The sequence below is a fragment of the Kordiimonas sp. genome (assembly GCF_965216265.1).
In the GTDB taxonomy this organism is placed as follows: domain Bacteria; phylum Pseudomonadota; class Alphaproteobacteria; order Sphingomonadales; family Kordiimonadaceae; genus Kordiimonas.
The window spans coordinates 3,447,939-3,468,479 of record NZ_OZ244153.1 but is presented as its reverse complement, the minus strand read 5'-3'; the positions used below and the strand labels follow the sequence as shown (position 1 = coordinate 3,468,479).

The 20,541-nt window shown below is 55.0% G+C and carries 22 protein-coding genes and 1 tRNA gene; 12 read left to right on the top strand and 11 right to left on the bottom strand.

Translation table 11 applies throughout. From position 1 onward, the window contains the following. Positions 1-8: 8 nt before the first annotated feature. The 6 genes from ada to ACOOGA_RS15950 all read left to right on the top strand — a co-directional run bounded on the left by ada (position 9) and on the right by ACOOGA_RS15950 (position 4,614). On the top strand, positions 9-1,100 hold the full coding sequence (ada, locus tag ACOOGA_RS15975; protein ID WP_420428984.1) for a bifunctional DNA-binding transcriptional regulator/O6-methylguanine-DNA methyltransferase Ada: 1,092 nt from the start codon (positions 9-11) through the stop codon (positions 1,098-1,100). Beyond that, positions 1,097-1,834 carry a 2OG-Fe(II) oxygenase gene (locus ACOOGA_RS15970; protein WP_420428982.1) on the top strand — a complete coding sequence of 246 codons (738 nt, stop codon included), beginning with the start codon at positions 1,097-1,099 and terminating at the stop codon, positions 1,832-1,834. The genes ada and ACOOGA_RS15970 overlap by 4 nt, the downstream gene beginning before the upstream one ends. A gap of 13 nt (positions 1,835-1,847) precedes the next feature. Next, positions 1,848-2,480 (top strand): alpha-ketoglutarate-dependent dioxygenase AlkB, encoded by a 633-nt coding sequence (locus ACOOGA_RS15965; RefSeq protein ID WP_417461323.1) that lies wholly within the window; start codon positions 1,848-1,850, stop codon positions 2,478-2,480. Positions 2,481-2,691: 211 nt separating this feature from the next. Next, positions 2,692-4,065 (top strand): hypothetical protein, encoded by a 1,374-nt coding sequence (locus ACOOGA_RS15960; protein ID WP_417461324.1) that lies wholly within the window; start codon positions 2,692-2,694, stop codon positions 4,063-4,065. A 19-nt stretch (positions 4,066-4,084) separates the two neighbouring features. After that, positions 4,085-4,447, top strand: coding sequence for a hypothetical protein (locus tag ACOOGA_RS15955; RefSeq protein WP_417461325.1), 363 nt, complete (start codon positions 4,085-4,087; stop codon positions 4,445-4,447). Positions 4,448-4,538: 91 nt separating this feature from the next. Further along, positions 4,539-4,614 (top strand) — tRNA-Thr (locus ACOOGA_RS15950). A gap of 34 nt (positions 4,615-4,648) precedes the next feature. On the opposite strand, the gene ACOOGA_RS15945 is transcribed toward ACOOGA_RS15950, so the two are convergent. Next, positions 4,649-5,002 (bottom strand): DUF2200 domain-containing protein, encoded by a 354-nt coding sequence (locus ACOOGA_RS15945; protein ID WP_417461326.1) that lies wholly within the window; start codon positions 5,000-5,002, stop codon positions 4,649-4,651. Between the two features lie 40 nt (positions 5,003-5,042). Then, on the bottom strand, positions 5,043-5,705 hold the full coding sequence (locus ACOOGA_RS15940) for a TetR/AcrR family transcriptional regulator (protein ID WP_420428980.1): 663 nt from the start codon (positions 5,703-5,705) through the stop codon (positions 5,043-5,045). Between the two features lie 190 nt (positions 5,706-5,895). On the opposite strand from ACOOGA_RS15940, the gene ACOOGA_RS15935 reads away from it, so the two are divergent. From ACOOGA_RS15935 to ACOOGA_RS15925, 3 genes are all read left to right on the top strand, one after another. After that, positions 5,896-6,618: a sterol desaturase family protein gene (locus tag ACOOGA_RS15935; protein ID WP_417461328.1), complete on the top strand. Its 723-nt coding sequence runs from the start codon at positions 5,896-5,898 to the stop codon at positions 6,616-6,618. A 54-nt stretch (positions 6,619-6,672) separates the two neighbouring features. Continuing rightward, positions 6,673-7,611, top strand: coding sequence for a homocysteine S-methyltransferase family protein (locus ACOOGA_RS15930; RefSeq protein ID WP_417461329.1), 939 nt, complete (start codon positions 6,673-6,675; stop codon positions 7,609-7,611). 118 nt (positions 7,612-7,729) lie between these two features. Further along, positions 7,730-8,266: a YdeI/OmpD-associated family protein gene (locus tag ACOOGA_RS15925; protein WP_417461330.1), complete on the top strand. Its 537-nt coding sequence runs from the start codon at positions 7,730-7,732 to the stop codon at positions 8,264-8,266. 21 nt (positions 8,267-8,287) lie between these two features. On the opposite strand, the gene ACOOGA_RS15920 is transcribed toward ACOOGA_RS15925, so the two are convergent. Both ACOOGA_RS15920 and ACOOGA_RS15915 read right to left on the bottom strand, forming a co-directional pair. Then, positions 8,288-8,839, bottom strand: a complete 552-nt coding sequence (locus ACOOGA_RS15920) for an exonuclease domain-containing protein (protein ID WP_417461331.1) — start codon at positions 8,837-8,839, stop codon at positions 8,288-8,290. 3 nt (positions 8,840-8,842) lie between these two features. Further along, positions 8,843-10,432: an N-acyl-D-amino-acid deacylase family protein gene (locus ACOOGA_RS15915; protein WP_417461332.1), complete on the bottom strand. Its 1,590-nt coding sequence runs from the start codon at positions 10,430-10,432 to the stop codon at positions 8,843-8,845. A gap of 356 nt (positions 10,433-10,788) precedes the next feature. On the opposite strand from ACOOGA_RS15915, the gene ACOOGA_RS15910 reads away from it, so the two are divergent. Both ACOOGA_RS15910 and ACOOGA_RS15905 read left to right on the top strand, forming a co-directional pair. Then, entirely contained in the window at positions 10,789-11,328 is a 540-nt protein-coding gene (locus tag ACOOGA_RS15910) for a PAS domain-containing protein (protein ID WP_417461333.1), read from the top strand. Positions 11,329-11,396: 68 nt separating this feature from the next. Next, complete coding sequence (locus tag ACOOGA_RS15905) at positions 11,397-12,335, top strand: MBL fold metallo-hydrolase (RefSeq protein ID WP_420428978.1); 939 nt, start codon at positions 11,397-11,399, stop codon at positions 12,333-12,335. A gap of 6 nt (positions 12,336-12,341) precedes the next feature. Here the strand turns inward: ACOOGA_RS15905 and ACOOGA_RS15900 are convergent, their stop codons facing one another. From ACOOGA_RS15900 to ACOOGA_RS15875, 6 genes are all read right to left on the bottom strand, one after another. Then, positions 12,342-12,653, bottom strand: coding sequence for a hypothetical protein (locus ACOOGA_RS15900; RefSeq protein ID WP_417461335.1), 312 nt, complete (start codon positions 12,651-12,653; stop codon positions 12,342-12,344). Beyond that, complete coding sequence (locus ACOOGA_RS15895; RefSeq protein WP_417461336.1) at positions 12,650-12,922, bottom strand: hypothetical protein; 273 nt, start codon at positions 12,920-12,922, stop codon at positions 12,650-12,652. The genes ACOOGA_RS15900 and ACOOGA_RS15895 overlap by 4 nt, the downstream gene beginning before the upstream one ends. A gap of 114 nt (positions 12,923-13,036) precedes the next feature. Beyond that, complete coding sequence (metH, locus tag ACOOGA_RS15890; RefSeq protein WP_417461337.1) at positions 13,037-15,667, bottom strand: methionine synthase; 2,631 nt, start codon at positions 15,665-15,667, stop codon at positions 13,037-13,039. A gap of 5 nt (positions 15,668-15,672) precedes the next feature. Beyond that, complete coding sequence (locus ACOOGA_RS15885; protein ID WP_417461338.1) at positions 15,673-16,740, bottom strand: homocysteine S-methyltransferase family protein; 1,068 nt, start codon at positions 16,738-16,740, stop codon at positions 15,673-15,675. Between the two features lie 2 nt (positions 16,741-16,742). Further along, entirely contained in the window at positions 16,743-17,675 is a 933-nt protein-coding gene (gene metF / locus ACOOGA_RS15880; protein WP_417461339.1) for a methylenetetrahydrofolate reductase, read from the bottom strand. 4 nt (positions 17,676-17,679) lie between these two features. After that, positions 17,680-18,621 (bottom strand): ArsR/SmtB family transcription factor, encoded by a 942-nt coding sequence (locus ACOOGA_RS15875; RefSeq protein WP_417461340.1) that lies wholly within the window; start codon positions 18,619-18,621, stop codon positions 17,680-17,682. A 245-nt stretch (positions 18,622-18,866) separates the two neighbouring features. Here ACOOGA_RS15875 and ACOOGA_RS15870 point away from each other — a divergent pair, with 245 nt between their 5' ends. Beyond that, entirely contained in the window at positions 18,867-19,676 is an 810-nt protein-coding gene (locus tag ACOOGA_RS15870) for a VacJ family lipoprotein (RefSeq protein WP_417461341.1), read from the top strand. 21 nt (positions 19,677-19,697) lie between these two features. Here the strand turns inward: ACOOGA_RS15870 and ACOOGA_RS15865 are convergent, their stop codons facing one another. After that, entirely contained in the window at positions 19,698-20,540 is an 843-nt protein-coding gene (locus ACOOGA_RS15865) for a hypothetical protein (protein WP_417461342.1), read from the bottom strand. Position 20,541 lies beyond the last annotated feature (1 nt).

Sequence of the window (20,541 nt, the reverse complement as noted above, 5' to 3'; positions counted from 1 at the left end):
AGAAGATAATGAGTGTTGAGACGCGAATAAACATGAGTGATGAAGCCGACGGCAAATATTTGACCGATGAAGAAAAATGGCAGGCGGTACTACGCCGTGACAAAACGGCAGATGGCCAGTTCTTCTTCTCTGTCGCAACGACCGGTGTGTTCTGTCGGCCATCCTGCGGTGCGCGCCAACCGCGGCGGGAGAATGTGGATTTTCACACCTCGCCGCTGGACGCTGAGACCGCCGGTTTTCGCGCCTGCAAACGCTGTAAACCGACAGAAACACCCACATGGCACGAACGCACCGACCTTGTCGCCAAGGCCTGTCGTTTCATTGAAGAATCTGAGACAGCACCGCCTCTCGCGGAAGTTGCCGCGCATATAGGCCTGAGCCCCTATCATTTCCACCGGGTTTTTAAGGAAGTCACCGGGGTGACCCCCAAGGCATACGCGACAAGCCACCGCACAAAAAATGTGAAAGGCAGCCTGAAGGAAAGCCGCACGGTAACCGAAGCAATTTATGACGCAGGCTATAACGCCAACAGCCGCTTTTATGAAAACGCCCAAGGCATGCTGGGCATGACGCCCAAGGAATACCGCGCGGGCGGCTCCGGCAAAACCATCCGCTACGCCATCGCTGCATGTTCCCTAGGGTTTGTCCTGGTGGGCGCGACAGACCGGGGCATTTGCACCATCCAGTTGGGCGACGATCATGCGGGGCTGGAAGCGGCGCTTATGAGCGAGTTTCCCGGCGCAGTGCTTGAGGAAGCCAGCACTGAGCTGAAAGCCTGGGTCGGCACCGCAATTGCCATGATCGAAGACGGAAAATCAGCCCCCGCGACACTGCCACTTGATATCCGTGGCACCGCATTCCAGCAAAGGGTCTGGGCTGTGCTCCGGGAAATTCCGTCAGGTGAAACAAAGAGCTACAAAGATGTGGCTGAAGCTATCGGGTCGCCGGAGGCTGTGCGCGCCGTAGCCCGTGCCTGCGCCAGCAACCGCATCGCTGTGGCTATCCCATGCCACCGGGTTGTGCGTAGCAACGGCGGCATCAGCGGCTACCGCTGGGGTGTTGAGCGCAAACGCGTCCTCCTTGAGAAGGAGAGCGCATGATGAACGTGCCCCAACCCACGCTTAACCCTACGCTGACTGAACGGGTTGAACAGCTCGACTGGACCGTAGCCCAAGAGAGCTTGTTTGAGCACGGTTTTGCAAAGCTCGGGCCCTTGTTGAGCCCCGCGGAATGCTCCTATTTCCGGGCCCGGTATGACGATGAAGTCCTGTATCGCAGCCATATTCACATGGCACGGTACGGCTTCGGGAAAGGGGAGTATAAATATTTCTCCTATCCTCTGCCCGACCCGCTCACCACAATTAGAAGTGCCAGCTACACGCCACTAAGCATGATCGCAAACCATTGGAATGAAAGACTTTCGCGGGACACACGATACCCAGATAGTCATGATGGCTATATCGCGCACTGCCATGAAAAGGGCCAAAAACGCCCAACACCACTTATCCTCAAATATGGCGCTGGCGATTATAATTGCCTGCATCAGGACCTGTATGGTGAAGAGTATTTCCCGTTCCAGATGGCCGTCATGCTCAGCAAACCGGAAGAAGAGTTCACTGGAGGTGAATTTGTCCTTGTGGAGAACCGTCCCCGCATGCAGTCAAGGCCGCAGGTTGTCAGCCTCAAACAAGGCGAAGCGATTGTTTTTGCTGTGAATGAACGCCCCCGGCTGGGTAGCCGAGGCTATCACCGTACCACACTCCGCCACGGGGTGAGCGAGGTCACCTCCGGCACACGGTATATGCTCGGCGTTATCTATCATGATGCCACATAAGACATTATAAAATATGGACCTTTTCACCAAACTCCGGCCTGAAAAACAGTCAATCCGCGAAGGTGTAACCCTGCTTACATCCTTTGCGGATACAGACATTTTACTGGCAGAAATACCGGTCCTTCTGGGCGCTTCCCCGCTTCGGCGCATGTTAACGCCAGGCGGCCGCCAGATGCAGGTCGCCATGAGCAACTGCGGGCCGCTTGGTTGGGTGTCGGAGCCCACTGGATACCGCTACACCGCGTACGACCCCTTAAGCGGAAACCCCTGGCCTGATATACCTTTAAGCTTCCGCACACTCGCCAGAGAGGCCGCAGAACAGGCCGGTTTCAGCGGGTTTGAGCCTGACGCCTGCCTGATCAATGAATATACGCCCGGCATCAGGCTAAGCCCCCATATCGACCAGGACGAAGCCGACAGGAACTGGCCTATTGTCTCGGTTTCCATCGGTATTCCAGCCGTGTTCCAGCTATATGGCCTCACCCGTGGTGGCAGGGCGGAAAACATCCCACTCTATGACGGAGATGTCATCGTCTTTGGTGGGCCAGCACGGCTTATTTATCATGGTGTGAAGAAGGTTGAGCGGGCGCGAGACGCCAGAATAGGTGAAAAACGCATCAATTTAACCTTCCGAAGGGCCCATTGATCCAGAAAAATACTCAAAGGCTGTGGCGGATGTGAGGCGTATATGGGGCGAAACACGCCACAGATTCCCGGGAAGTGTGACGGTTTATGGGGCGCAGGTGTGGCATTAAACCAACCGCCATTTTCCTCATATCCCATCCCATGATTGACCCCTCCGGCCTCAGCCCCTACCATCAATTCAAAATTTCCCGGGGGCAATTTCCAGACCGCTTATGACAGCACATTTCCGACTAAACACGATCACACCCATCCGCGCGCCGATCAATCTTGAGAGCGAAGATCTGGCGGGTTTTGACTTTCAGGCTCGCGCACCACTGCCGCTCACCGGCGACAGTTTTGACCAGCTGTTTAGCGCTATTGGTGAACCTTCAGCGCTCAACTGGAGCTATGGGTATGGCAGCCTCGAGAATGACCTCTGCCCGCGCTTCTTCCGGCCTCTATTCAAACGCGACATCCGGTTTGCAGACGGAACAAATGAACAGGAAATCATCAACGCCTTCTGCACAAAATGGAAGCTCACCCTTGCTTGCGCTGAGCTGTATATTTTTGATGACACACTCGCACTTCTGCGGTTGGACTTCGAACGTCCACCGGGCGAAAATCCATTTGACCTTGTTACGCGCGAGCAACAATCAAGCTTCGATGCGGCAGTATCAATCTTGGCCAGCGCCCTTTACCACGAGCTGATTTACCCCAACTTCGTCAAGGCGAAGCCCAAGCTGGAAGCCATCAACAATGACGATATCCGCTTCCGCAAGCAGGCGGACTTCGATGTTTTTAACGACATTCATTTTGATGACCAAGAACACAAAAATGAACGCCATGTTTTGTGGACAGGGCGCACCATACTTGTGAGCGAAACAAACTTGCCTGCAACGGAGAAAGCCGCCCTTTTAGACTGGGCAGCTTGCCCAAAAGATGGCGAACTTAAGGACATCGGTTTAGGGAAGGCCCACATCGGCTCCGGCAATTGTCTAGTTATTACAGAAGGCGACCTCAACAGTGCCGCCACAGAGTGGTTTCGCGCCCAGTCGCTCTGCCAGTTCTATAACGCAATTCTCTCTACCTATAACGCCATACTAAAACGTATCCTGCTGCAAATCGGCGCGCTGGAGAAAAGCGGCCTCAGGAAAGGTCGTCGGGCCAACGCTCTCCTGCAGTCCATGACCAAACGGTTGGATCATCTGAGCTTTGTCAGCATGGAGTTTGGTGAAAGTCGGCGCGGGGCACAAAACCACAGGCGGCAGATTCTGGACACCACGATAGACGCCTGGGAGCTGGATAAAGTGGCCGATGGCGCGCTTGAAATGGCCGAGTTTGCCCGCAAGCGACTTGAGCGGCTTGAAAGCCGGCGCCGCAGCAAACAGAACAGGTCGATCGAGCTGATACTCACGGCTATCGGTGGCGTTGCCGTGGTCGATCTATTTCTCAGCCTCGCGGAAGTTTCTCACACCGAGGCTATTCGCCAAGATGGCGTGCCCGGCGTGCTGGACGCATTTGCCGCCCTGCCGCCGGACGGCTGGATTTGGGGAGCCATCGCAATCGTGCTACTGGTAACCGTTTCCGTTTACCGCGGCAGACGCTAAGGGAAGGACACCATAATTCATGAGCAACGCACGCGTCTGCTTTATCGCCTATATCACCGTTGAGAGCGATCAGATCGATCAAGCCACCGCCTTTTTTGGGGAGCGCCTTGCCCGCCAGTTTGGCGGCGCAACAATAGCGCCTGCCGCCGGGTTCTGGGCGACAGACGGGGATGAGGTGAAAGCCCGGTACGACGGCGATGTACTTAAAGAACAAGCGCTGGCGATTCACCTTTCTGTGCTACCACCGCAGAAAGACCGTGCCCTGCAATGCCTGAGGGACACCGGGAAAGAGGCCCGGAAGACGCTGAATCTCAAGGCTTCAGCCTTCCATATCGAAGCATGGACAACCGAAGCATTTCATACCGACATCAGCATCAAATAGCCCTACGCAAAAATCTCATCAAAAGGGCTTGAACTGATTTTTTTTTGTGTTAGAAGATGCGCCACGCGAAAACGCGTCATACTGAAAAAGTGCCGGTATAGCTCAGTTGGTAGAGCAGTTGATTTGTAATCATCAGGCCCCGAGTTCGAATCTTGGTGCCGGCACCATTTTTCCCTGTCGAAAATCCAGCCCCACAGCACCTCACTGCTTGCGCAGAATTTTTTCCATCGCTTTGCCTTTTGCCAGCTCATCGATAAGCTTATCGAGGTAGCGGATTTCGCGCATGGTGGGCTCTTCCACCTCTTCCACCCGCACGCCGCAAACCACGCCTTTGATAAGGTCTCGCGCAGGGTTCATTTCTGGCGCTTCGGTGAAGAAGGTTTCAAAGTCAGTCCTGTTTTCACTAACACCCGCCAGAGCCTTGTCATCATACCCGGTGAGCCAACGGATGATCTCATCAACCTCGGCTTTGGTGCGGCCCTTTTTCTCCGCCTTCGCAACATAGTGCGGGTAGACGCTCGCGAAGCTCATGGTGTAAATGCGGTGTTTTGTCATGGCACCCCCTGACGGTATTCTGAAGCAATATCCGTAAACCTCATACAGGGCTGAAAATACGCCGAATATAATCGCGAAACAACAGCATCTGCCGAGGTAACAGTTCCCGATCATCAAGCGTTTTTGAAAGGATAATCCCTCCCTCAACGAAGGTCAGCGCCAAATCAGAGAGTGCTTCCAGATCAACATTCTCGACAGGGTATTTCTCAATAATACGGTCAAGGCGAGTACGATACACGTTTCGCCAACGCAACAGACTGGCAACATTGAGCTCACGGATTTCATCGTTGAATAATTGGTGTTGATAGCAATAAACAGCAACCAGGCATCCAGGATGATTTTTTGGTATATTCTCGAACATCTCGGCAAATAGCTTGATCAAGATCAGAGTACTATGAAGCGGGTCGTCACTCAGCTCGTCGGCACGCCCCTCCAGTTCCTCGAAGATTTCATCCTCGCGTTCCAGATACCGCTGGAACATTTCCTTCGCCAGATGCGCCTTGTCTTTAAAATGATAGAAAAAACCGCTCTTGGTAATCTCTGCTGCAGCAATCAGTTCATCAATTGATGTCGCAGCAAAGCCCTTTTGCAAAACGGCTTCCTCGGCAAGGTCCAATATCCTTCCTCGTGTCAGTTCACCTTTTGATATCCGGCTTTCCATAACTGTACCTTTGGTGCAGTTTTCACACAGCAGAGCCACCATCCGCCCTGCGCTGGCACCCTATGATCTTTTTAGGCGATTGAAACAAAATAAGAAATATAAAAACAGCTTACTGAACCACGAGTTCACTAGCGGACCCCATGGTCAATTTCACACAATGCGGCCGCGAGGAAGGCATCTGCCTTCATATCGACCGGACATGTTTTGAGTTCCATGAAAAGAGGTTTGCATAATGTTGAGTGAATTTGATTTAATCTTTATCGGCATGTTTGGCATTTTCTGCCTTCTGGATTTTCTCATGCCCGCCCGGCGCTTTGCCCATGTGGCTGGCTGGCCACTTGTTGGCCTGCTCAGTTTGATCGTTAACTATTTTATTGCGGGATATGCGCCGCTGATGTGGGATCATTGGCTTGGTACCTATACCCTTTTCAACGCCTCCAGCCTCGACCCCTGGGTCGCTGTCCCTGCCGGATTCATCATCCTGCAGTTCGGCATTTATGTCTGGCACCGCTGTATGCACAATGTTGATTTCCTATGGCGCACCTTTCACCAGACACATCATGCTGCAGAGCGTGTAGATATATACGGCGCATTCTATTTCCACCCGCTTGATATGCTTGGCTGGTCGTTGCTCGCCAGCATCATGCTCGTCGGCATATTTGGCCTTGATGGCGGCACTGCTGCTATTGTCAATCTCATGGCAGCCTTTTGTTCCATGTTTCAGCACAGCAATATCAAAACACCTCGCTGGCTTGGTTACATCGTTACCCGCCCGGAAAGCCACTCCGTCCATCACCAACGCGACCATCACGCAAACAACTATGGTGACATCCCGCTTTTCGACATCGTCTTTGGTACGTTTGTCAACCCAACACGATGGTCAGGCAAGGCCGGGTTCTTTGAAGGCAGCACGCTCAAAATTCTATCGCTCCTAATCTGGCGAAAAATGGCCTGATGATCAGGCCTTAAAAAATCACAACCGAGATCACGACCAACCGAGGAAATTATAATGAGTAAATATCGCACCTGCCTGCCCCAGCTCGGGCAGATCACATTCCTGAGCGATGGGGGAATTGAAACCAGCCTGATTTATGACGACGGGCTTGAGCTTCCTTATTTTGCCGCTTTTGACCTTCTTAGAAACCATGAAGGCTATGCCGCACTTCGGCGCTACTATCACCGGTATATCAGCATCGCCAGAACCAAAGATGCAGGTTTTATTCTGGAAAGCCCCACATGGCGGGCCAGTCCTGATTGGGCTACCCGGCTGGATTACAGCATGGAAAAGCTGGACGACCTGAACCGGCGCGCCGTATCCCTTATGCAAGAGCTCCGTGAAGAGTTTGAAGTTCCACTGAGCCCCATTGTGATCAGCGGATGTATCGGACCACGAGGTGATGGCTATGATCCGGGCGCGATAATGAGCGCCGAGGAAGCAGAGCGGTACCATCAACGCCAGATCAGGACCTTCGCTGACACCAATGTTGATATGGTCACGGCGATTACCATGACCAACATCAATGAAGCCGTCGGAATTGTTAACGCCGCCAAGGCAGCACGCGTGCCAGTGGCAATATCTTTCACGGTTGAGACAGATGGTCGCCTGCCAACCGGGGAGGCGCTCGCGCTGGCCATCAATACGGTGGATACTGCTACCGAGCGTGCACCAGTATATTTTATGGTAAACTGTGCACACCCAAGTCACTTCACTGACGTGCTGGAACAAGATGGGGCGTGGACATCCCGTATAAAAGGCGTTCGTGCCAACGCCTCACGGTGCAGTCATGCAGAGCTTGATGCCATGACCGAACTTGACCCAGGCAACCCAGGTGAGTTGGCCCTTCAGTATCTGGAGCTGAAAAATCGCTTGCCTGGACTTCGGGTTCTAGGGGGATGCTGTGGGACCAACCAACACCATATTGAAGAGATCAGCAAGTTGTGTATTTGACGTTCCATCAAGCGGATAGCTGGCCAAGCACGGGATTTCTGCGAGCCTTTGGGCTTGCAGCATCAAAAGCACAGGGGTTATAAACTGGCGCAAGCATGTCAATAGGAGCCCGCCCCATATGTCTGCCATCCGCGTTGAAGCACAGCTTTCTCAAATTGGGGAGCATACCCTTGTGCACCTACCCAAGGAAGCCAGTGCGGGCCTGCCGTCTCGCGGGGTGACAATGGTGGAAGGCACCCTGAACGGCGCGCCGATTAAAACCGTGCTGGAGCCTGACGGTAAAAAAAGCCACTGGCTGAATGTGGACAAGGGCATGCTCAAGGCGGCGGGCGCCCAAGTTGGTGATAGGGTCACGCTGGAGGTAGAAAGCTGCAAGGACTGGATCGAGCCAGAAGTGCCAGCAGACCTCAAGGCCGCACTTGAAGCAACGCCAGACGCTTACGCTACCTGGCTGGATACAACCCCTATGGCCCGGTGGGACTGGGTGCGCTGGATGCGAGCAACAAAATCAGCTGCGACCCGCGCAAAGCGCATTGCCAACGCGTGCGATATGCTCTCCGGCGGCAAACGCAGGGTTTGCTGTTTCGACCGTGCCCAGTGCACGGAACCTGCTGTCTCAAAAAGCGGTGTTTTGCTGGATGACGCTATCCTCTAGCCGCCCTTACCCTCATGCCCCTTACCTGTATGTTCGAACCGGCACATGGTAGGATGGCTCACCCAGTTTGGCCCGACCAATGGGAAACCCCTGCTCAATGGCATGGGTAAGAATTTGGGCGCAGGCGCGGGCGTCTGAAAGTGCATCGTGGTGCTGAAGTTTGATGCCAAAATACCCACAAACATCCGGCAGGGTTGTTGGTTTCAGGCCCCAGGCGTGCCGCGCCAGTTTTACGGTACAGAGCGTATCCATATAAGGCGGATTATGCCCCGCCGCGCCATAACTTGTGAGTAAAACCTTGCGGTCGAACCCCGCGTTGTGGGCCGCAATATACTGCGCGTCAGCAAGGTAGGCATTCAGCTCGGGGATATAATCCTCGAAGGTGGGAGAATGGCAAACATCCTGCCATGTAAGGCCGTGAATATCGGTGAACAGGAACGTCTTTCTGGGTGGGCGGATAAGGTATGCCCGCTCGTCCACAATGATGCCGTGTTCAATAGTCACAAGGCCGAGCGCGCAGGCGCTGTCTGCGCCGGTGTCTGCGGTTTCAAAATCAAGCACGACAATTTTCATCTGTCAGTCACCCTGCTGCCCTTCACCGGCCTGCCTCCGAAGCGCCTTGCCGTGGCTTGCCCCCGTCACCTCACCACCCCATATGGCAGGTGCACCGCCCACAAACAGATACCGCACACCGTTTGACAGAAGGGTAGGTTCGGTAAAGGTGGCGCGCGGGGCATAGGTTTCAGGGTCGAACACCACAATATCCGCATGATACCCCGGCTTAAGCTGGCCGCGCCCTTCAAGGCCCAGCGCATCTGCCGCCAGCGAGGTAGACTTCTGGATAAATTCCGCTAGCGTCAGCACACCTTCTTCAATCACATACTTCTGGTATTTGCGCGGAAAACTGGCAAAAAGGCGCGGGTGCCCCCCGCTGCCGTCAGACCCGGTCATCACCCACGGCTGTTTCATAAAAGCCTCGATATCATCTTCGTTCATATTGAAGGATGCCACGCTGGCGTCACCTTCCCGCACGATATGCAGCGCCGTCTCAATCGGGTCTTCACCACGTGATGTCGCATAGTCATCAAGTGTCATGCCCTGCCAGTCTTCGCTACCACCGGTGAGCAGAAGCGATGCAGGCCCACCCCGGCGGCGCATATTCTCACGCATCTCTGTGCGGATCCTCATGGCAGTCTCGGGCGCATCAAAACGCGTGATCATGGCTTCCCTGCCGCCAGCCATAGCCCAGCGCGGCACAAGCGACGCACCAATGCCAGTGCCGGACGCTCGCCAGGGGTACTGGTCTGCGGTAATCTCAACACCCTCCGCTCGTGCTTTATCGACATGCGCGATCACCTCTGCGCTCAGGCCCCATACATCCACGCCCAGCGCTTTGATGTGGGAGATATGCACGGGGATGTCAGTTCGCCTGCCAATCTCGATCACCTCATCAACGGCCGCTACGAGGCCGATACCATAGTTGCTTTCGTCCCTGATATGGCTGTCATAAATACCGCCATGCTTTGCGGCAATACGGGCAAGTGCGATGACCTCATCCGTTTCCGCGAAACTGCCCGGCGCATAAAAAAGACCGGTCGAGAGGCCAAAGGCTCCTCCTAGCATGGCTTTTGAGACCAGCACTTCCATCGCGCCCAACTCTTCAGCAGACGGCGCACGAGCGGTCATGCCCATCACCTTGCGCCGCACGTTACCGTGCCCGATATAAAGCGCCATGTTGGCGCCAAGGCCTCGGGCCTCAAGCTTCGCGAGCGTCCCACCGATATCAACCGGGCCGCCACCATCATTGCCTGAAAAAACCGTTGTTACACCTTGGGTTAGATACCCAGTAAGCGGGACAGGGCCATCATCACCGCTGAGCGCCAGCGCGTGGGTGTGCGGGTCAATAAAGCCCGGCGCCACCACAAGGCCGCGCGCGTCCACCACCGTGTCTGCGCTGTGCGCCGCATCGGCCGGGCCGACATATACTATCTGGCCGTCATCCACGCCCACACTGGCGGGCACGCCTGGGCCGCCAGTACCGTCAAAGACCATGCCGCCTGTGATTAGATAATCCCACTGCTCCGTCGCATGCACCCCAGAGGCTATATCTGACAGGCCAAATACAGCCCATAAAAGGACGGCTCTGCATAAGCGCGATAGTTTCATGTATCTCTCCCCCGGTCTGGACACGCGTGCCCCATCGCGTCAAGAAACCACGTCACACCCTAAAACACCACCCTGCGCACATAAACGATAGTTTGTTCTAATCCGTCAGTTTATTGCGCTTACGATGGCGTCAGCATAACAATATTATTCGTACGTGCTTTGTTCCCCACAAAGTGGCGGAAAACTGCGTAAAATTTTAAATATTACGATTAAATGTCTTTAACCATACGCCAAGGCGGTGTATTGCCTCGCGCATCGCCACCAGTGTTTCCTGATGCACCATAAACCGTCAGGTGGTAGCGCTTCCACGCAGAGTGCGCGGACATGTGTTTTGTATCGAGTAGTGAGTGCCGCAAATGTTGCCGGGTTTCCGCCTGTTCAAAGATGCTGCCCCCGAGCGGGCAACTTCGCCTATTGAGACTAACAACGTGCATGAGATCGCGCCTGAAAGCGCAATGATCCGCAATGCCACATTGTCAGAGCTTTTTGGCTTCTGGTCTGCAAAGAAGACAGCGCTGGGGCGCATCCCCGCCCGCCGCGACATCGCACCAAAAGAGATCAAGACCCTCCTGCCCTACATCGCCATTGCTGATGTGATTGACGGCGGCGAGGACTTCCGTTTCCGCATTTGTGGCACTGCCATCACCGAAGAAGCTGGCGCAGAGCTTACCGGCAAGAGCTGGCTCAGCTTCTCTCATACCGAGGTTATGGTTGAACGCTCTCGCGAACTGGTGAAAACCGGCATGCCCTATTATGCCTCGAATGTGCGTGCGCTATGGGCCCCAAAAGACTTCCAGCATTATAGTGTACTGGCGCTGCCACTTTCCAAGGACGGCAAGGTGGTTGATATGGTGCTCTACGGTATTGCCTTTCACCCCATGGACGCCGAGGGCTGATATCCCGTCTTTCCCGCCCCCAAGCCCCATGCCATAATGGCGCCAGGGTGAAGGGGAGGTCCAGGACCATGAAATATCTGGCTATATGCTTTTATGCGCTGTGCCTTATGGGCACAGGGGTGCAAGCGGCTGATAATACGACTGATAATACAGTCCCAAAACTTCAGCTTGTAATGTTGGGCACGGGCACCCCGAATGCGGACCCGGGGCGGTCTGGCCCCGCGGTTGCCGTGGTTGTGGGGGACAGGTCCTTCATTTTTGATGCAGGCCCCGGCATTGTGCGACGCGCGGCAGCGGCCAGCCAGAAACATAACATTCCGGCCCTTGGCGCAGACCAGTTGCGCACCGCCTTCCTCACCCACCTGCATTCAGACCACACCGTGGGCCTGCCTGATCTTATCTTCACCTCTTGGGTGCTAGAGCGCCCGGTACCACTCAAACTCTATGGCCCCAAAGGCACGAGGGCGATGGCAAAGCATCTTACCGCAGCGTACAGCGAAGATGTGCATTTGCGCCTGAATGGACTGGAACCCGCCATGCCAGAGGGCCACAAGGTCGACGTGGTTGAGATTGGTAAGGAGCATAGGCTTCTGGATGAAGGCGGCGTCCGCATTGATGCTGTTCCTGTGCTGCACGGCAGTTGGAAAGAGTCCTACGGCTACAAGGTTTCGGCAAACAGCAAAACCATCGTGATTTCAGGCGACGCACGCGTGAGCCCCAAGCTGATTGAAGCCGCAACAGGCGCTGATATTCTGGTGCATGAGGTTTATTCAGATGCTGGCTTTGCCCGCCGCGAGTCAGTTTGGCAAAAATATCACGCCAGCTTCCATACCTCCGCCAGCGAACTGGCCGCCATCGCGAATGAGGCAAAACCCAAACTGCTTGTGCTGTATCACCAGCTATATTGGGGCACATCAGACGAAGATCTGGTGCAGGAAATCCGCGCTGCCGGGTATGACGGCGCGCTTGTTTCAGCCAAAGACCTCGACCTCTTCACGCTCGACTAGAAACAGTCAGGCGTCTGGGTCCACCTGTATCGGGCTATCGGCCTGATTGGCGATGGTGCGCAACAAAAACGGTGCGGTGATACCAATATTCACCGCCAGTATTGGCCCGAGGTTTTGCCCGGCTCGCAGGTAAACATAAGCCAGACCACCGCCCAAGATCGCGTGCAACAGGAAAGCAAACCAGTAAAGCAAGCTGAAGTTCGGCCATTGGCTTTTGGGCAACTTGTGAAGCTCAAGGAAATCGAGCGACTTATAGGCAAGCGCGCCGCCAGTTGCGAACCACACCGCCTCAGGGATTGAGAGAAAGCCGTCCATCACCGTGCCCTCCCTTTCAGAGCGCCCAGAAAACGCGACCCCAGGCTCGTGTTGGCCGAAAAGGTTTCCCTGAGTGTGAAAAGATCTTCACCCTTTGTGGACGGCACGGAGGACTGAACGATGTCCTCCTCTTTCAACTTGAAAATATGCCGCACCATATCTTCCGGTGCGTCAACCTGTTTGGCCACACCGCGAATGGTGCGCCACTTGTAGCGGTCGTCGGCTAATGAACCCATCACCTGTTCGATCAACTCGTCGGATACGTCTGCCATAACACCCCTCCTTGCTATGTTGATGACGCGCTGGCCTTAAGGCCAGCACGCCAATTATCACGCGAAGGTGTATTTTATGCAATTTAGAAGAATTTTAGGTGCCTGCAGGTAGCCCTAATCCGCGAGGTTCGGGCGTATCCAGCGTTTTATCTGCTCCACGTCCACACCGCGCCGCTCGGCATACTCAGCCACCTGATCTTCCCCCACTTTGCCAACACCAAAATAGTGCGCTTCAGGGTGGGCGAAATAATAGCCGGACACTGCTGCCGTCGGCATCATGGCGAAACTCTCCGTGAGCTTGATACCTGCCTCGGCCTCCGCATCCAAAAGCCGGAACAGCTCAGGCTTTTCAGAGTGGTCCGGGCATGCCGGATAGCCGGGAGCGGGGCGAATGCCTTGATAACGCTCCTTGATCAGCTCCACATTCGTGAGGCTTTCATCTGGCGCGTAGCCCCAGAACTCCTTGCGTACCCGCTCATGCATGCGCTCGGCAAAAGCTTCGGCCAGACGGTCAGCCAACGCTTTGAGGAGGATATCATTATAGTCGTCATGCGCTGCCTTGAAGCGCGCCAGATGTTTTTCGATACCGTGGCCTGTCGTAACCGCAAAACCACCAAACCAGTCAGGTTTTGTGCCCACAGGGGCCACAAAGTCTGCCAGACAATCATTCGCACGGCCTTCGCGTTTCTGCACCTGCTGCCGGAGAAAATGAACGCGTGTAAGCTCTTCAGACCGGTTATCCCCGGTATAAAGCACCACATCATCCCCGTCCGCATTTGCCGGCCAGAACCCTACAACAGCTTTAGCAGTCAACCACTTCTCATCCACAATCTGTTTGAGCATGGCTTTTGCGTCCGCGAACAGGCTGCGCGCGCTTTCGCCCACGACCTTGTCTTCAAGGATAGCAGGATAATTGCCCGCCAGCTCCCACGTGCGGAAGAACGGTGTCCAGTCAATGCGTTCAACCAGTTCCTCCAGCGGATAATCATCAAACACCCGCGTACCGGTAAAGGCAGGGCGCACAGGTGTGAAGCCCTCAAAATCAGGGGTCGCTTTGTTGATGCGCGCGCCCTCCAGGCTCACCAGCCGGTTCACCTTGGGGTTAGCGAGGCGCTTTTGCCGGATATCGTCATACTCGGCTTTCACCTTGGCGACAAAATCAGCGCGCATGCCCTCGGACACCAGCGTGCTGGCCACACCCACCGCGCGGGAAGCATCCAGCACATGGGTCACAGCACCTGAGTATTCCGGCGCGATCTTCACCGCCGTATGCACCCGGCTTGTTGTGGCACCACCAATCAAAAGCGGTGTGCTGAAGCCGGAGCGTTCCATCTCGTGCGCGACCGTGACCATTTCATCAAGACTTGGTGTGATCAGGCCAGACAGGCCAATCATATCCGCGCCGTGGTCGTTCGCAGCCTTTAGGATGTCAGACCATGGCACCATCACGCCAAGGTCGATCACCTCAAAATTATTACACTGCAGCACCACGCCGACGATGTTTTTTCCAATATCGTGTACGTCGCCTTTAACTGTCGCCATCACGATCTTGCCTTTGGCTTTTGCGCCTTCAGCTTTCTCGGCTTCAATATAGGGTTGCAGGTAATTCACCGACTGCTTCATCACACGGGCGGATTTCACCACTTGCGGCAGGAACATCTCACCCGCGCCAAACAGGTCACCCACCACGTTCATACCGTCCATCAGCGGGCCTTCGATCACCTCGATCGGGCGGGCAAACATCTGCCGGGCTTCTTCCGTATCCTCAATGATATAATCCGCAATGCCTTTGACGAGCGCATGCTCCAGCCGCTTGGCAACCGGCTGTTCGCGCCAGGATAGGTCTTCCACGCGGGCGATACCACCTTGCCCTTTGAACTGGTCAGCAATTTCAAGCAGGCGTTCCGTAGCATCTGACCGGCGGTTGAGGATCACGTCCTCTACCCGTTCCTTCAGCTCCGGAGGAATGTCAGAGTATACCGTGAGCTGGCCTGCGTTCACAATGCCCATATCCATGCCCGCACGAATGGCGTGATAAAGGAATACGCTGTGCATCGCCTCCCGCACCGGGTTGTTGCCCCGGAAGGAGAAGGAGATGTTGGACACACCACCCGACACTTTGGCATGCGGCAAATTCTGCTTTATCAATCGTGTGGCTTCAATGAAGTCGACACCGTAATTGTCGTGCTCTTCAATGCCGGTGGCGACTGCGAAGATGTTCGGGTCAAAGATAATATCCTCAGGCGGAAACCCAACCTCGTTCACCAGAATATCGTAAGAGCGTTTACAGATACCGAACTTGCGCTCAATGGTGTCCGCCTGCCCCTTGGTATCAAACGCCATCACCACCACGGCGGCGCCATAACGCAATATTCGTTTCGCTTGCGCAATGAAAGGCTCCTCACCTTCCTTTAGGCTGATGGAATTGACCACCGCCTTGCCCTGCACACATTTGAGGCCTGTCTCGATCACCGACCATTTGGAACTGTCGATCATCACCGGCACACGCGCGATATCCGGCTCTGCCGCCATCAGCTTGAGGAATTTCTCCATCGCTTCTTCGGCATCCAGCATCGCGTCATCAAAGTTGATGTCGATGATCTGCGCGCCGCCTTCAACCTGATGGCGGGCGATAGAAACGGCTTCTTCATAGTTCTCTTCAAAGATCAGCTTCTTGAATTTGGCTGATCCCGCAACATTGGTACGTTCGCCGACGTTGATGAACTGGGCTGTGGGTCTACTCATAATTCTTACTCGGCCGCGTTAATAATGGTGATGGGGTCAATGCCAGAGAGGCGCATGGCAGGCTTGTGCTTGGGCACGCGCCGGGGCTGCATGCCCTCAACCGCCTTTGCGATCGCTGCGATATGCTCGGGCGTTGTCCCGCAGCACCCACCAACGATATTCAGAAGCCCTTCTTCCGCCCACTCTTTCAGGTGACCGCCGGTTACCTCAGGCGTTTCATCATATTCGCCCATCTCATTTGGCAGTCCTGCGTTAGGGTAGATAGCGATGCGTGCATCTGCGATGCGGGAGAGGGTAACCGCATGCGGGCGCAAATGTTCCGCCCCAAAGGCGCAATTGAGACCAATGGTAAACGGTTTTGCGTGGCGAACTGAATACCAGAACGCCTCGACCGTCTGGCCCGAGAGGTTGCGGCCAGACATATCCGTTACCGTGCAGGAAAGCATGATCGGCAGCTTGGTGCCGCGTTTCTCAAACACGTTCTCGGTCGCGAAAATCGCCGCCTTGGCGTTCAGGGTATCAAACACGGTTTCAATCAGGATGATGTCTGCACCGCCTTCGATCAGGCCGTCCACCTGTTCCTCGTAAGCCGCGACAACATCATCGAAGTTCACTTCACGAAAGCCAGGGTTATTCACATCTGGTGAAACGCTCAGCGTTTTGTTGGTCGGGCCTACAGACCCAGCAACAAAGCGGGGTTTGTCTGGTGTGCGCGCTGTCCATTCATCCGCAACACGGCGGGCAAGGCGTGCGCCTTCCACATTGATCTCGCGCGCCAGTGATTGCATGTCATAGTCCGCCATGGAGATCGACGTGCCATTGAAGGTATCGGTTTCAATGATGTCCGCACCGGCCGCCAGAAACGCGTCATGAATATCAGCGATTACGTCAGGATTCGTCAGCACCAGAAGGTCGTTATTGCCCTTCAGGTCAGACGGCCAATCCTTGAAACGCTCACCCCGATAGTCTGCTTCCTGCAGTTTTTTCTTCTGGATCATGGTGCCCATGGCACCGTCCATCACCAGAATACGTTCAGAAGCCAGCTTGTTCAAAAGGTCCAGTTTATTTGTCATGGTCAAGCCTCCTCGTCCGTGCCGCGAATGCCAAGCATATGGCAGATGGCATAGGTTAGCTCCGCGCGGTTCAGAGTATAGAAGTGGAAATCTCGCACACCGCCTTCATAAAGCCTGCGCACCATCTCGGCCGCAACGCTCGCGGCCACAAGGCTGCGGGTTTGCGGCTTGTCATCAAGCCCTTCAAACATATCGGCGAGCCAGGACGGCAACGCCGCACCACAGCTGCCCGCAAAGCTTTTAAGCGTGGTGAAATTGGTTACGGGCAAAATACCCGGCACCACGGGCACGTCGATGCCATAACTTTCGCAGTGGTCGAGGAAACGGAAATAGGCATCCGGCTCAAAAAAGAACTGGGTGATTGCCCGGTTCGCGCCAGCATCTACCTTGCGCTTGAGGTTTTCCAGGTCCGCGGCCAGCGTCGGGCTATCCGGGTGGCGCTCAGGATAGGCCGCAACCGAGATATCAAAATCACCGATAGCACGCAGACCCGCGACCAATTCAGCCCCGTTCGCATATCCACCCGGGTGCGGCTCATACCTGCTCGTACCTTCCGCCGGGTCACCGCGCAGCGCCACAATAGACCGAACGCCCGCGTCCCAGTAATCACGCACCACCTCATTCACTTCATCCTTGGTAGCGCCCACACAAGTGAGGTGCGCCGCAGGGGTAAGCGAGGTTTCATCCAGAATACGTTTTACGGTTTTGTGGGTGCGTTCCCGCGTGGAACCACCCGCACCATAGGTGACGGAGACAAAATTGGGGTTCAGCGCCTCAAGCGTCTTGATAGAGTTCCACAGGGTTTCTTCCATCTTCGGCGTTTTAGGCGGGAAGAATTCAAAAGAAACGTTCACATCGCTCGCGATCTCCTGAAACAGCGACCGTGCTCTTGAAGCAAGGTGCGTAACAGACCTTGAACCGTTTGTGGGTACCATCACCCTACTCCTTTACATCTGCGGGCTTGTCGCACCGCCAAATCGTTACCCTGAGGCGCCCACCATCAAGGTGGCGTATTTCTGTTGTTTTAAGGCCTGCCTGCTCACACCAGTGGCTGACTTCCTCATCCGCGAAGCCGAGGCGGCGATGCGCCTGTTCGTCACGTAGAAATTCTTCCCTGTGCGGTGCAAAATCTGCCACCAGAAGTGTGCCGCCCGGCGCCAGCACGCGCGCGGCTTCCTTGAGCGCGCGCTGCGGATCATCTGCGAAGTGCAAAACCTGATGAAAAAGCACAAGGTCTTCGCTTTCATCGCCTAAAAGCAGTTCATACATGTCACCCTGCCGCACCTGACAGTGGTCAAGCGACTTCATGGCAAGGTTGCTGCGCGCCACTGATAACATGTCACGCGATACATCTATGCCCAGCCCCTGTAATGCCAGCTGCGCGAACACCTCAAGCATGCGCCCGGTCCCGGTGCCCATATCAAGGAAGCGCTCAACCTTGGCCCCGCCCTGCATATCAAGGAGCGCCTGTTCAACTTCCGCCTCAGCAACATACAGGGACCGTATCTGGTCCCACTCAGCCGCGTGGGCCCTAAAGTAGGCTTGCGCCTTCTCAAACCGTTCTGCGCGAATGTCTTCAAGCACCTTGAAGTCACCTTCAAGCGCTTCGCCGTCGTCCGCCAATAGGGCAAGCAGCGCGGCGTTCAGTTCCGCACCAAGGCCACTGTCCGAAAGGCGATAAAACACCTGTGTGCCCTCCTGGAAGCGGTCCAGAAGCCCGGCTTCGCCCATCAATTTCAGATGCCGCGATACACGCGGCTGGCTTTGGTCCAGAATATGAACAAGCTCGCCCACGGTCAGTTCACCCTTGCCAAGGAGAGCAAGAACGCGAAGCCGCGTGGCTTCACCCGCTGCGCGGAGGGCTGCTAACAATTCATCCATAACGGCTGATCCTCAAACTCGAATGAAGTTCAATATAAAGATTTCTTTATATTTGTAAAGTGATGATTTTCTGTGGGTGAGAGGCAAATTTTTCTAAAGCACGTTCATCAAAACGTGAACTTTTCATAGGTGAAACTACAGCATTCCTCTTGTACAAGCATCCCACTATTGCCACATTGTCGAAATATTCGAACAAAAAAATATAAGACAAGCCCGCTAGACACGCCTGTACGACAGAGGACTTTATGACATTTCTCCAGAACTCAAAACGGTTGATGAGCGTCCTGCTGTTGATGATGACAGCCGCTTGCGCTTCCACCCGGCCTGACGTTGCGACTGAAGCATATGATCCGCTTGAGCCAATGAACCGCGCCGTGTTTGAGTTTAACCGGGTAACAGACCGGGCCCTTATTCGCCCGATCAGCGCCGCCTATATTGCCGTGGTGCCTGAAGCACCACGAGACGGTGTTTCAAACGTGATGCGCAACCTCAGGGAACCATGGGTGTTCGTGAACGATATTCTTCAATTCAAGTTCAAACGGGCCGGGCGCACACTAGGGCGTTTCCTTGTCAACAGCACAGTGGGCATGGCAGGGCTTTTCAAGGTGTCTGACGACATGGGCATCCCCTACCATAGTGAAGACTTCGGCCAAACGCTGGCCACCTGGGGCATTGGCGACGGGCCGTATCTTGTGTTGCCGTTCCTTGGTTCTTCAAATGGGCGAGACGCCATTGGCTTCGGTACCTATTTCCTCGCCGATCCAACCGCGCTTACGCTTAAGGAAATTGACGACAGCGGCAAGTTTTTCGACCTGAGCATGATCCGTACCGGCATTGATGCCTTTGATGCGCGGGTGCGTTTCCATGATGAGATCAACGAGCTTTACAAGGAAGATGACCCTTATGTCATCTCGCGCTCACTTTATTGGCAGAACCGTCGTCATGAAATTTTTGACGGCAACCCGCCAGAGCCGGAAGAAGACCTTTTCGACATGCTTGAAGAGCAGCAAGCAGAGATTGACGCCGAGGAAAGTGGCACACAGCCCCAAGAGTAGAGGCTGTGTGTGGGCTAGCTGCTAGTCACACTGGACATCCGGCCCGCAGGTAACGAGGTCATCACCGCCGTAGTTCGCGTTAACGAGGCTTAAATATGCCGCGCCAAACTGGGCATTGACGTTTGCGATAAAACCGCTCACCCACTGCCCTGTCGGGTCATTCGCGAGTTGGGCTTCGCAATAATCCTCATAGGTTTGTTCGGTATCCGGGTAGGTGACACCACCTCCATCCCAGCGGTCCATCAGATAGGCCAGACGTTCGTCAAAATCGTCCGTATGGTCGATGTCCGTGTGATAGACAGCCTGCCCAAGCGCATCGATCGGGTCGAAGGGCTCCGCGTCTGCATCTACGGCCAATGCCGGGCAGGTGTTCGGCCCCGGCGCATTCACCGCACCAATTAGCGTGGAATGCTCGACCTCGCCAGGGTAGCTCCTGGCAAGAGCAGCCATGCTGCTCACACCACCCTCAGGTGGGGTGCCGGACTGGCATACATAAAACGTGACACTGGTGGGAGTGCTCGCATGGTTTGCGAGGAAGAGCGCAGCAAAGTCTGCACCGCTGAAATCCCCGACGACATCCACTGCCCCGTGCAGCGCGATATATACATCATCTGCATCGTTGAAATCTTCCTCATGACCAACAGCATTGATCGTGCCGTTTTCCACCGTGTCGCCAGAAAGGAAAAACAGGTCAACATCTGCAACATTCGCGGTAATCCACTGATAATCAAAACTATCCGCCTGGTTGTCGCAAATGGTTTTTCCAAGTAGCGCCGCAGGGTCTGCCTGTGCCGCACTTGCCCCAAACATAAACGCCATCAACGCTGTGCTGTGGCGCGCTTTCTTCAAAATTCCGGATTTCATA

Bases quoted from the DNA above. Each gene is read 5' to 3' on its own strand.
- ACOOGA_RS15945 (WP_417461326.1), bottom strand. From the start codon at position 5,002: ATGACAAAACACCGCATTTACACCATGAGCTTCGCGAGCGTCTACCCG.
- ACOOGA_RS15885 (WP_417461338.1), bottom strand. From the start codon at position 16,740: ATGACAAATAAACTGGACCTTTTGAACAAGCTGGCTTCTGAACGTATT.
- ACOOGA_RS15870 (WP_417461341.1), top strand. From the start codon at position 18,867: ATGACATTTCTCCAGAACTCAAAACGGTTGATGAGCGTCCTGCTGTTG.
- ACOOGA_RS15955 (WP_417461325.1), top strand. From the start codon at position 4,085: ATGAGCAACGCACGCGTCTGCTTTATCGCCTATATCACCGTTGAGAGC.
- ACOOGA_RS15965 (WP_417461323.1), top strand. From the start codon at position 1,848: ATGGACCTTTTCACCAAACTCCGGCCTGAAAAACAGTCAATCCGCGAA.
- ACOOGA_RS15920 (WP_417461331.1), bottom strand. From the start codon at position 8,839: ATGAAAATTGTCGTGCTTGATTTTGAAACCGCAGACACCGGCGCAGAC.
- ACOOGA_RS15960 (WP_417461324.1), top strand. From the start codon at position 2,692: ATGACAGCACATTTCCGACTAAACACGATCACACCCATCCGCGCGCCG.
- metF (WP_417461339.1), bottom strand. From the start codon at position 17,675: ATGGTACCCACAAACGGTTCAAGGTCTGTTACGCACCTTGCTTCAAGA.
- ACOOGA_RS15970 (WP_420428982.1), top strand. From the start codon at position 1,097: ATGATGAACGTGCCCCAACCCACGCTTAACCCTACGCTGACTGAACGG.
- ACOOGA_RS15865 (WP_417461342.1), bottom strand. From the start codon at position 20,540: ATGAAATCCGGAATTTTGAAGAAAGCGCGCCACAGCACAGCGTTGATG.
- ACOOGA_RS15930 (WP_417461329.1), top strand. From the start codon at position 6,673: ATGAGTAAATATCGCACCTGCCTGCCCCAGCTCGGGCAGATCACATTC.
- ada (WP_420428984.1), top strand. From the start codon at position 9: ATGAGTGTTGAGACGCGAATAAACATGAGTGATGAAGCCGACGGCAAA.
- ACOOGA_RS15875 (WP_417461340.1), bottom strand. From the start codon at position 18,621: ATGGATGAATTGTTAGCAGCCCTCCGCGCAGCGGGTGAAGCCACGCGG.
- metH (WP_417461337.1), bottom strand. From the start codon at position 15,667: ATGAGTAGACCCACAGCCCAGTTCATCAACGTCGGCGAACGTACCAAT.
- ACOOGA_RS15915 (WP_417461332.1), bottom strand. From the start codon at position 10,432: ATGAAACTATCGCGCTTATGCAGAGCCGTCCTTTTATGGGCTGTATTT.
- ACOOGA_RS15940 (WP_420428980.1), bottom strand. From the start codon at position 5,705: ATGGTGGCTCTGCTGTGTGAAAACTGCACCAAAGGTACAGTTATGGAA.
- ACOOGA_RS15895 (WP_417461336.1), bottom strand. From the start codon at position 12,922: ATGGCAGACGTATCCGACGAGTTGATCGAACAGGTGATGGGTTCATTA.
- ACOOGA_RS15935 (WP_417461328.1), top strand. From the start codon at position 5,896: ATGTTGAGTGAATTTGATTTAATCTTTATCGGCATGTTTGGCATTTTC.
- ACOOGA_RS15905 (WP_420428978.1), top strand. From the start codon at position 11,397: ATGAAATATCTGGCTATATGCTTTTATGCGCTGTGCCTTATGGGCACA.
- ACOOGA_RS15910 (WP_417461333.1), top strand. From the start codon at position 10,789: ATGTTGCCGGGTTTCCGCCTGTTCAAAGATGCTGCCCCCGAGCGGGCA.
- ACOOGA_RS15925 (WP_417461330.1), top strand. From the start codon at position 7,730: ATGTCTGCCATCCGCGTTGAAGCACAGCTTTCTCAAATTGGGGAGCAT.